We start from the raw sequence: 10,596 nt of genomic DNA on the forward strand, positions 1-10,596 counted from the left end.
CTTTTGCAAATGCGAAATTTAGCCTACCAAATAGAGCCGATATATTACGACGATCTGCGCTCTACGTATTTTTGCGCTAAAGATTTTATGAGGGATCTATACGGGCTAAAAGAGTGGAACGCCGTAAATGAAGCGGCCGATATGAGCGAGGGAGATATATTTTACGGACTTGATTATATGCCTATCGGCGCGGTAAACGCATACAAAAACGGCGTTTATCAAAGGCTCCGGGCAAAGGGCGTCAAGCTGTTTTTCGTCATTTACGATCTTATCCCGATTTTATATCCGCAGTTTGTGCCATCCGTTTCTCCCGGCAATCACGACCACTGGGCGAAAGCTGTTATAAACGTAGCGGACGGTCTTGTATGTATATCGGATGCTGTCATAGACGACGTGAAAGAGTATATCGCTAAAAATGATCTGCTAATTCCGCCAATCATAAAAAGTATGAAGCTTGGCTGCGATATAAAAGCGACCGCGCCAAGCTACGGGCTCGATAAAGCCTCGCTTGAGATTTTAGATAAAATTCGCTCCAAACCGACCTTTATAATGGTCGGAACGCTCGAGCCTAGAAAAGGTCATGATGCGGCTGTAAGGGCGTTTGAGACGTTGTGGCGAAAGGGTATTGATATAAATTTGGTCATCGCGGGCAAGGTCGGCTGGATGGTCGATGAGCTTTACGAAAAGATAAAAAAACACGAGGAAAACGGCAAAAGGCTTATTTATCTAAATTTCGTCAGCGACGAGCTTTTGGATGAAATTTATAAAAACTCGAGCTGCCTTATCGCCGCAAGCAGAGCCGAGGGATTCGGCTTGCCGCTCGTTGAGGCTGCTATCCACAAGATCCCGATAATAGCGCGCGAGCTTAACGTGTTTAAAGAGGTTTCAAATGGCTCGGCGACCTTTTTTAAGGATGACGATGATCTAGCGGGCGCCATAGAGAAGTGGCTCGGGGATTTTAAAGAGGACAAACACATCAAATCAGACCTGATAGAGCTTGTATCGTGGCGACAAAGCACCGAGCAGGCTTATCAAATTTTAACAGGAGAATTATAATGAAAAAAGCGTTAATCACGGGCATTACAGGGCAAGACGGAGCCTATTTGGCGAAGTATCTTCTAGAGCTGGGTTATAAAGTTTACGGCACGTGCAGACGAACGGCGAGCCTAAATTTGTGGCGTTTAAACGAGCTTGAAGTCGCGCAAAACGAAAATTTGCAAATTTTAGAGATGGATTTAACCGATCCTTTTAACATCCTAAGCGTCGTCTCCGAGGTTAGACCGGACGAGATCTATAACCTTGCCGCGCAAAGCTTTGTCGGAGTTAGCTTCAAAGAGCCTTTTCACACGGCAAACGCTACCGGCATAGGGGTGCTAAATTTGCTCGAAGCCGTGCGCATCGTAGATAAAAATATCAAATTTTATCAAGCCAGCACCTCGGAGATGTTTGGCAAGGTGCAAGCTATCCCGCAGAGCGAGGATACGCCGTTTTATCCGCGCTCGCCTTACGGCGTGGCTAAGCTTTACGGGCATTTTATCACGGTAAATTACCGCGAGAGTTACGATATTTTTGGCTCGAGCGGCATACTGTTTAATCACGAAAGTCCTTTGCGAGGCCTTGAGTTCGTTACGAGAAAGATCACAAATACCGCCGCAAAGATCGCGCTGAAAAAAGCCGATGTTTTAAAGCTGGGAAATATGGACGCCAAGCGTGACTGGGGCTACGCCTACGAATACGTCCAAGGCATGCATGCGATCTTGCAGTACGATAGGCCCGATACCTTCGTGCTAGCTACGGGCGAAACGACGACGGTTCGCGACTTTGTGAGACTTAGCTTCGAGGCGCTTGATATCGAGCTAAAATTTGAAGGCGAGGGCGAAAACGAGGTCGCGCGCGATAAAAACGGCAAAATTTTAGTCCAAGTCGATCCGCAGTTTTATCGTCCGGCCGAGGTCGATTTGCTCATCGGCGATGCGAGCAAGGCCAAAAAAGAGCTTGGCTGGCGGGCGAAAACGGGCGTCGAAGAGCTTTGCGCTATGATGGTTAAGGCCGATCTTAAAAAAATAGAGCGCGGCTTTGAGTTCTAAGGTTTTCGTAACGGGCGCGGAGGGCTTTAGCGGAAGGTATTTGTGCGCGCATCTAAAAAATTTAGGCTACGAAGTCTTTGAGGCTACGACGCAAAACTGCGATATCTGCGATATAAAAAGCGTAAAAGACGCCCTCAAATTTGATCCTGATTTCGTGATCCATCTGGCTGGTATTTCGTTTGCGCCAAGCGATGCGGAGCTTATTTTTAAGGTAAATGTTGCAGGCAGTAAAAACCTGCTTGATGCGCTTAGCGAGCAAAGAAAAAAGCCAAAAAGAGTGATTTTGGCAAGTTCGGCTTCGGTTTACGGCGCGCAAGAAGCTAGGGTCTTGTCCGAAAATTTGACGCCGCATCCTCTATCTGCATATGCTAAAAGTAAGTTTCAAATGGAAAATTTAGCAAAGGACTACGACCTTGATATTTTGATAACGCGCCCGTTTAACTACACGGGAGTGGGGCAGGGCGTGAATTTTTTGATTCCTAAAATCGTATCGCATTTTAAGCGAAACGCTAGCGTCATAGAGCTTGGAAATTTAACCCCGAAGCGCGAATACAACAATGTTTTAGATGTGGTTAAAATTTACGAAAAGCTTTTAAATTTAAAGACCGGCGAGAGGATTTTTAATATCGGCTCGGGCAAAGGGCACGGCATAGGTGAAATTTTAGATTTTATGAGAAAAATTTCGGGGCGCGATATAACAGTCGAGCAAAATCCCGCGTTTATGCGAGCGGACGAGCCTGAGGAAATAACTGCCGATACCGCGAGGCTTGAAGCAAACGGGCTAAATTTATGCAAAACGCACATCAAACAAACGCTAAAATGGATGTATGAAAATGAGTAAATTTAAAAACTGCGCACCAAAAAAAGAGGGCAAAGCTAAAATTTTAATCGACGCAAAGCCGCTCATTGCACAGTTAACTGGCATTGGTAGATATACATACGAGATCGTTAAAAGGCTGGACAAGGAGAAATTTGATCCATTTTACGACTATGGGTTTATTTCAAAAGAGTTAAATTTAGCTAACGACGATCTGCAAGAGGCGTCCTCAAAAGCATTTAAGCAAAGACTTCTACGCCCCGCAAAGCGTTTTTTATCGTTTCTGCCACAAAAAATAAAAACAAATTTGAGATTTCTTTTAAGAAAATTAAATGAGCACAATATCAGTAAACAAAATTTCGATCTATATTTTCAGCCAAATTTCATCCCGCTTAATATCAAGGTCAAACATATCATAGTATCTGTGCATGATTTTACCTTTATCAAATTTAAAGAATTTCATCCTAAAGACAGGATTGAGTTTTTCGAGCGTTTTTTTATGCGAAACATCAAAAAAGCCACGCATATCGTCACGGGATCAAATTTTACAAAAAGCGAGATTGTGGAAATTTTAGGATTTGATGAAAGCAAAATCAGCGTGATATACCACGGCTATGATGATAAAGTTTTTTACCCAAAAGACGATACGCAAAAAGCAGTTGTAAAGGCTAAGCTAAATTTGACAAAAGAATTTATCCTTTTTGCGGGCTCTATCGAGCCTAGAAAAAATCTCGCTACGCTTATTAAAGCTTACAATCTACTTCCAGGCGATTTGCAGGCTAAATTTGACCTAGTTATTGTCGGCGCAAAAGGCTGGGAAAACTCGCAAATCCACGAGCTCATAAATCAAAATAAAAATATCAAATTTGCGGGTTTTGTCGCGGACGAGGAGCTGGCGGCTCTTTATAGCTCGGCTAGCGTTTTTGTATATCCGTCAGTCTATGAGGGTTTTGGTATCCCGCCGCTTGAGGCGATGGCTTGCGGGTGTGCGGTGGCATTATCTGATATCGAAGTTTTTAGAGAAATTTATGGCGAAGATGCGGTTTATTTCGATCCTTTAAACGAAGCGGACTTAAAAGAGAAGCTACAAATTTTACTTACTGACGAGAAAATGAGGGAAGATTTCGCGAGGATTGGACTTCGCCGCTGCAAAGATTTTTCTTGGGCAAAGTCCGCCAAAGCTCATAATGAGCTGTTTTTAAAACTGCTTAGTTAAACGCGCTCTCAAGCTTGCTCATGCTTTGTTCGTTTATGTCATTTATTAGGCTTTCAAGCTCAAGATAGGCTAAAACTACGTTTCTGGCCGAAGCTATTAGTTCATTTTTTATCTTGTGGACTCTAGCTTTAGCGTCTAGTAGATCGACTAGATCCTTTAGCCCCTCTTCGTATCCCCGCTCTATCGAGTGTTCGTATACATTAGCGTGCTCGAGTGACCTTGCGTTTATGTCGTACTCTTGGATATAGTTTTGGAGGTTGATGGTGGCTTGTCTTTGCGCGATATCGACATTTTTTCTAGTATCGTTTTGTCTAGAGATGCTAGCTTGCCTTAAAAACATGCCTTCTTCAACCCTGTAGCTTGTGTACCAACTTGAAAATATCGGCATATTTAGACGGATATTGGTTTCAACCCTATGATTTTTATCGCCAAAAGCTCTATCATCCTTGTAATCGTTATTTGAGTAGCCTATAGAAAAGTCGATGGTCGGCAAGTGTTCGCTTTTACGCTTAGTGTGCTCTTTTTCGGCTATTTGTGTCACTAGGGCACTTTGTCTATAGTCTAAATTTTGCTCTATATCGCTATATTTTATAAGGTCGAGATTTTTGAAAAAATCAATATTTATATTTTCAAAATACTCCATAGTATCGATGTCTTGTCCGACTAGTTTAAAAAGCGACATCTTGGCTATATCTATGCTTCTTTGTGCTTTGCTTACGCCTAGCATCGACTCATCGTATCTCACTTTTGATTCGAGCATGTCCATTTTATTGGTTAAACCTAGCGAGAGCGATCGCTCCATCTGCTCAAATTTGGCCTTATGCGCGTCTTGATAGCTTAGTGCTAGTTTTAAATTTGCATTAGCATAAGCTAGCTCGAAATACGCCTTGGCTACTTTTTTGGCAAGCTCTTGTCTGCTATGTTCTAGCTCGATATGACTTCCTTGCATCCTTAATTCTTCTTGCTGTCTTTGATAGTACAAAGAGGGCTGAAATATTGGCTGCCTTAGTGTCACGCCGTAACTCGTGTAGCTTTCATTGCTGTTTTTATTAAATCTTTTATATTTGTCGCCATGATAGGATAGGTCGCCGTTTATGGTAGGTAGTAACTGAGATAAGGCTTGATTGTACCTTTGCTCTCCGGCTAGACTGTTATACATATAGTATTTATACTCTTCGTCATTGCCTAGAGCCATATTATAGGCTTGAGATAAGCTTGCGGACTGCGCCGACAAAAGTATCGGCGCGGCAAGTAGGGATAAAATTTTAATCTTCATTAAACGCCCTTTCAAACATATTCGTAAACGGATTTAAGATATAGCTTAGAACCGTTCTATCGGCTGTTTGCACCACTACCTCCGCAGGCATACCCGGAAGCAAGAAAAATTTATTATGCTCTAGCTCTTTTACGCCTTTGTTGGTGAGTTTGACTTTTATCTTATAAAACTGATATCCATTGTTGTCCTGTAGGCTATCAGCCGATATATATATGACTTCGCCCTCTACCACATGTGCCTGTTGAAGCTCAAATGCACTAAATCTCACGTCAGCTAATAGTCCTGTCGTGACTTTGTCTATATCTGTTATGTTCATCCTTGCTTCTACTATATACTCCGTGCTATCCGGCACGATATACATTATCGATTCGCCCGATCCGACTACTCCGCCTACCGTATGGGCGATCATGCCTACAATCGTTCCGCTAGCCGGAGCTCTAATTTCGGTTCTAGCAAGCTGATCGTTTAGGGCTATATATCTTGATCTTAGTGCATTTATTGACTTTGTTACGCTTTCAAGCTGCTTTAGGGCGTCTTCTTTAAAGGTTCTCTCTCTTAAAATGATTTGAGATTTTGTTTCGGTTATTTGGACGTTTAGTCTAGCAATCTCTGCTGTACTTGAGGCTATCTCGCCGTCAACGGCTATTTTTTCTCGTTTTGAGTCTCTAAGTCTTATCTTATCACTTAGCTGTTCTTTATATAGCCTATCCCACTCTTTTATCTCCTCATCTAGCGATGCTGCTCTTAGTTTTCTTGAGGATATTATGGCATTTAGCCCGTCTATTTGCTTATAGAGTTGAGAGATGCGCTGGTTTAGTATCTCTTTTTCGTCACTTAGCATTTTTCTTTGCTCATTAAAGATGCTTATCTGCGCCTCTGAAGCTTCTTTGAAGCCCTCCAGTTTTTTTAGTTCATCGCTAAAATTTATCTGTTTTTCGTTATCTCTTTGTGCTATTAGTCTGGCTTCCAAGACACCGTTTTGTAGGTACTCCGTTGCAGAAGCATTAAGTTCGGCCTGAAGTCTGGAGTTTCCTATTTTTAAAAGTATGTCTCCCTCTTTTACCTTATCGCCGTCTTTTACGTAAATTTCGTCTACGACGCCGCCTTCTAGGTGCTGTACGACCTTCTTATCATTTATCACGCTTACTTTGCCGACCGCTACTGCACCGCCTTTAAGCGGAGCAAAAGCTGCCCAGCCGCCAAACACTCCAACTAATATCAAAATAGTTAGTAGGCCAAATCTTATCGTTCCTCTTTCGTCAGACAGTATCATTATTTTTCCTCTGTTATCTTTTGCTTAGCCTGTTGCTGCACAGCTTGGTTTTGATTTTTGGTAAGCTCGTGTAGTACGGCATCTCTTAGACCGAAATATATAAGTCTGCCGGCGGTTAGAACCGCTATTTTATCGACTATTCCCAGTATGTTTAGCTTATGCGTTATCAAGATGATAGTAGCTTTGCCTTTCATATTTAGCAGGGCTTGATGTAGCGCTCTTTCTCCGGCTTCGTCGAGGCTTGCGTTTGGCTCATCCAGTACGATTATCTTAGGCGATTTATAAAATGCTCTAGCCAAAGCTATCCTTTGTCTTTGCCCTCCGCTTAGGCTTGAGCCGCCCATACCTATTTTTGTATCGTAGCCTTCCGGTAAATTTAATATCATCTCATGCACGTTGGCTAGTTTTGCCGCTTTTATTATTTCCTCGGAGTCTAGCTCGCCAAATCTTGCTATATTTTCAGCTACCGTTCCTTCAAAGAGTTCCACGTCTTGCGGTAAGTACCCTACAAATTCTCCGAGGTGGTTGCTGTCGTATTGGTTTATATCCGCGCCGTCTACCCTAACTGTTCCTTTAAACAAAGGCCATACGCCTAGCACCGCTCTGGCAAACGAGCTTTTGCCTGCCGCGCTCGGTCCTATCACTGCACACATATCTCCGGCGTTTAGGCTTAGGGTTACATCCGCGAGTGATAGTGTTTTTGAATTAGGCGGCACCAGAGATACGCCCTGGCACTCTATATTCCCTACGGGGTCAGGGAGTCTTACTCTATTGGTTTCGGCAGGAATTTCATCTAAAAATTTATCCAGCCTTTGGTAGCTCTCTTTTGCGCCCTTGTAGTTTTTCCAGCTAGCTATCAAGATATCAAGCGGGGCTAGGGCTCTACCCATGATTATGGAGCCTGCGATCATCATACCTGGAGTTATCTCCATCTCTACGACGAGGTATGCGCCAAGGCCTAGCATCAGGGACTGAAAGGTGACGCGTGCTGTTTTACTGATATTTGCATAAATCCCAGCTTTCGAGCTTGCGTCCGAGTGGGAGTTTAAAAACTCATCATGCTTTTTCTTCCAAATTTTTCTCAAATTTGCATTCATTCCCATAGCTTGTATAACCTCGGAATTTCTCAAATTTGAATCTACGAAACGCATCTCTTTTTTGTAGCTGTCATTTGAGTTTTTGAGTCCATCTTTTGTCGCATTTTCATTTAAAAGTGCAAGGATAAAAAGAAAAATCGCCGCAAACACGCTAAACCAACCGTAGTACGGGTGAAATAAAAATAGTATCGCGATATATATCGGTAGCCACGGAGCATCTAAAAATGCAAACACTCCGTTTCCGCTTAGATATTGCTTGAGCGTATTTATGTCACTCATCGCCTGCGAAGTAGTTTTTGACGGATTTCTTGCTGCTAGTTTAAATATCGCATCGTAAACCCTGCCTGATAAATTTTGATCCATCTGGTTGGCAAATATTATCAGTACGCGCGATCTAAGTATCTCAAAAAGCCCCATTGTTACAAATAGAAACACTACTATTAAAGTAAGCATAGTGAGCGTATCTAAGCTTCTTGATGTTACCACGCGGCCGTAAAGCTGAAGCATGTATAAAGGAGGCGTCAGCATCAGTAAATTTACGAAAGCACTAAAGATACCCGCATATATCAAGCACTTTTTGGATTTTCTGAGTATGCTTTTTAGTTCGTTTTCTTTTTTGGATGTGTTCATTTTGAAAGTATCCTTGAGGCTAGAGTTTGGAAGTTGCCCAAACTGCTTAGGTGTATGTTGATTAGATTCATATATCCGTTTCTAACGAACATTGCCAAGGTTTTGTCATCCAGCTCGTTTAGCTTGCTTTTGCTCACGATCGAAAAGCCCTTCATTAGTACGTAGTTTTCCTCGCCTACTTTTAAATTTAGCTCTTTATCGACTAAAATTCCTGCTTTTTTTATCTCTTCCATCATTGCTTCCGTTTTTCTAAAATCCGCATCGTAGTTTTTTAGCGCCGACACTACTTTACCCAAGAATTCGCTTTTGTTGCCTTCTTTGTCAAATAGTATCTCGCCTTCCTCGCCGCCTTTTTGGATCTGCTCAGAGTCCATGTCTACGCAGAGTACTCTTTTACCATTTGCATTACCGAGTAAAAACGGATAGTTTTTCAGACTTGCGGGTACGTAGCCGTTAAAATTTTCATCTCCGAGTAGCACTAGCATTGTCGGCACTATCTCGTTAGTAAAGACTATGCAGAAATTTTCAGCGCACCTTTTCATCTCCGATATCGTGATTTTTGCTACTGGAGTATCGGGCAGGGCGCCACCCACATATCTTAGGTCTCTGTGTTCATCTGAATGCAGGGCCGCTATGTTCATGTTTTTCCTTTTTTTTATATTATTTATGCTATGTTTTTTGTCTATACTGATATTTTTGCTGGTCTTGACAAAGACCGTTCCGCCGTTTTGTTTTATAAATTTAGCCACGTCATCTTTCTCATTATCTCCGACTATGGTTGCTTCGTATCTCTCCGTCTTGCCGATCGGTTCGTCTCCTCTTTTTTTGTTTCTTTCCCTTGAAAAGGAACTATTTAATATCTGCATAAATTTAGCTATGTCCTCGCTTTGCAGATACAGCATCACGCTCGTCTTGCCTATGTAGTAGCCGTAAATTTGAGCTCCATATCTCTTTGCTATGTCCATAAGTTTGGTCTTGTATATCTCTATTTCGCTCTCATTTTTGCAAAAGTCGCCGTTTTGTTTTACTAAAACCGTTCCGCCGATTATCTCTCTTGCTTTTCTACCCACTGACTTCCTTTCGTTTGAAATAGTTTTTTGTCAAAACGCAATCTTATCACCCATAAACTTAAAATATATTTAAAAAGTGCCAAAGTAAAACAATTTTTTTTAAAATTTTCTCAAATTTTCGGTAAATTTCGTCTGTTTTTAATAATGAATTAAACTTATTTCCTAGCTTTTATGTTATAATAACCCTTAAGTATTTGCAAAAGTACTATCGATAGTAGGTAGGACACAGAGCAGACCTTAGTAGGCTCATCTGCGGTTGCCTTATCTCGGTTGACTCTACTATGGTGAGTCTTTGCAACTACCAAATTTCATTTTAAGGAGTCCTTAATGGCTTTAACAAAAACTCAAGTTTCTCAGCTTTACGTAACTCTTCTTGGAAGAGCTTCTGAAGCAAACGGAAATGCATGGTGGCAGAAAGGCGATTATACTATGGCCAGTGCTGCTAAGGCGATTTTAGATACCGCTACCGCGAAAGCTTTCTTTGGTTCGTCTTTAGACGACAATATGGCTTTCATAAACCATATCTACCAAAATGTACTGGGTAGAACGTATCAAGATGATCCTGCGGGTGTTAACTTTTGGGTAAATGCCCTAAAAACCTACTCTCGCGGCGATGTTGTTTCTGAGCTTATAAAGTCTGCAGAAAAAAACAATGAAGTGGCTTTTACTAATAAAGTTAAAATATCAGACTATGTAGTTGATCAAGGCGACAATGTTGATGCAAAAGATAGAAGCCTCTATGTAAACGCAGTAGATAAGGCTGCTAAAGAGGGCTATGACGCTGCTAAAGCTTACGTTGACTCTCTGTCTGATGATAATCAGTGGGTTTCTACTCCAAAAGCTGCCGGTGAGACTAAGACTTTGACTACTAGCACTGACGAAGCTGTTGCAAACGTATTTGAGGCTCCTATGGGCTACAACCCTGGCGGAACCGACTATATCAATACTTTACAAGATGAAGATAGACTAGTTGGTGTAATAGGAAGAAGTGACAATACTGTAAATGCAACCTTTGGTAGATCACATAATGATGAAGGTACTGGCTCCTCAAGAACGCCTAACCTTGTAAATATCCAGTATTTTAACGCTAAGATTACCGGAGATACAGGTAATACGATTGATCTAAGATA

At 41.9% G+C, this 10,596-nt stretch carries 9 protein-coding genes; 5 read left to right on the forward strand and 4 right to left on the reverse strand.

The genetic code is table 11. The annotated features are described in order from the left end of the window. From Q0338_RS00955 to Q0338_RS00970, 4 genes are all read left to right on the forward strand, one after another. A partial coding sequence (locus Q0338_RS00955) for a glycosyltransferase family 1 protein (RefSeq protein WP_298085126.1) occupies nucleotides 1-1,056 on the forward strand: 1,056 nt, incomplete at its 5' end. Beyond that, a complete protein-coding gene (gmd, locus tag Q0338_RS00960) occupies nucleotides 1,056-2,087 on the forward strand; it encodes a GDP-mannose 4,6-dehydratase (RefSeq protein ID WP_298085127.1) in 1,032 nt (343 codons plus the stop codon). The genes Q0338_RS00955 and gmd, both read left to right, overlap by 1 nt. Beyond that, complete coding sequence (locus Q0338_RS00965) at nucleotides 2,077-2,928, forward strand: NAD-dependent epimerase/dehydratase family protein (RefSeq protein WP_298085128.1); 852 nt, start codon at nucleotides 2,077-2,079, stop codon at nucleotides 2,926-2,928. The genes gmd and Q0338_RS00965 overlap by 11 nt, the downstream gene beginning before the upstream one ends. Further along, nucleotides 2,921-4,120: a glycosyltransferase family 1 protein gene (locus Q0338_RS00970; RefSeq protein ID WP_298085129.1), complete on the forward strand. Its 1,200-nt coding sequence runs from the start codon at nucleotides 2,921-2,923 to the stop codon at nucleotides 4,118-4,120. The genes Q0338_RS00965 and Q0338_RS00970 overlap by 8 nt, the downstream gene beginning before the upstream one ends. Here Q0338_RS00970 and Q0338_RS00975 read toward each other — a convergent pair. From Q0338_RS00975 to Q0338_RS00990, 4 genes are read right to left on the reverse strand one after another with little or no spacing between them, the layout of a single operon-like run. Further along, complete coding sequence (locus Q0338_RS00975; protein ID WP_298085130.1) at nucleotides 4,113-5,396, reverse strand: TolC family protein; 1,284 nt, start codon at nucleotides 5,394-5,396, stop codon at nucleotides 4,113-4,115. The two genes, Q0338_RS00970 and Q0338_RS00975, sit on opposite strands and share 8 nt — an antisense overlap. Further along, a complete protein-coding gene (locus Q0338_RS00980; RefSeq protein WP_298085131.1) occupies nucleotides 5,386-6,669 on the reverse strand; it encodes an HlyD family type I secretion periplasmic adaptor subunit in 1,284 nt (427 codons plus the stop codon). Before Q0338_RS00980 ends, Q0338_RS00975 begins: the two co-directional genes overlap by 11 nt. Beyond that, nucleotides 6,669-8,396 carry a type I secretion system permease/ATPase gene (locus Q0338_RS00985; protein ID WP_298085132.1) on the reverse strand — a complete coding sequence of 576 codons (1,728 nt, stop codon included), beginning with the start codon at nucleotides 8,394-8,396 and terminating at the stop codon, nucleotides 6,669-6,671. The genes Q0338_RS00980 and Q0338_RS00985 overlap by 1 nt, the downstream gene beginning before the upstream one ends. Continuing rightward, complete coding sequence (locus Q0338_RS00990) at nucleotides 8,393-9,466, reverse strand: SapC family protein (RefSeq protein WP_298085133.1); 1,074 nt, start codon at nucleotides 9,464-9,466, stop codon at nucleotides 8,393-8,395. Before Q0338_RS00990 ends, Q0338_RS00985 begins: the two co-directional genes overlap by 4 nt. Before the next feature lie 327 nt (nucleotides 9,467-9,793). Here Q0338_RS00990 and Q0338_RS00995 point away from each other — a divergent pair. Next, nucleotides 9,794-10,596, forward strand: an 803-nt coding sequence (locus Q0338_RS00995; protein ID WP_298085134.1) for a DUF4214 domain-containing protein, incomplete at its 3' end; no start/stop codon positions are given.

It is taken from the genome of uncultured Campylobacter sp., from assembly GCF_938018145.1.
Lineage (GTDB): Bacteria > Campylobacterota > Campylobacteria > Campylobacterales > Campylobacteraceae > Campylobacter_A.

What these genes read in the sequence shown, in the direction of transcription:
- gmd (WP_298085127.1), top strand. Translation starts at nt 1,056, where the DNA reads ATGAAAAAAGCGTTAATCACGGGCATTACAGGGCAAGACGGAGCCTAT.
- Q0338_RS00970 (WP_298085129.1), top strand. Translation starts at nt 2,921, where the DNA reads ATGAGTAAATTTAAAAACTGCGCACCAAAAAAAGAGGGCAAAGCTAAA.
- Q0338_RS00975 (WP_298085130.1), bottom strand. Translation starts at nt 5,396, where the DNA reads ATGAAGATTAAAATTTTATCCCTACTTGCCGCGCCGATACTTTTGTCG.
- Q0338_RS00980 (WP_298085131.1), bottom strand. Translation starts at nt 6,669, where the DNA reads ATGATACTGTCTGACGAAAGAGGAACGATAAGATTTGGCCTACTAACT.
- Q0338_RS00985 (WP_298085132.1), bottom strand. Translation starts at nt 8,396, where the DNA reads ATGAACACATCCAAAAAAGAAAACGAACTAAAAAGCATACTCAGAAAA.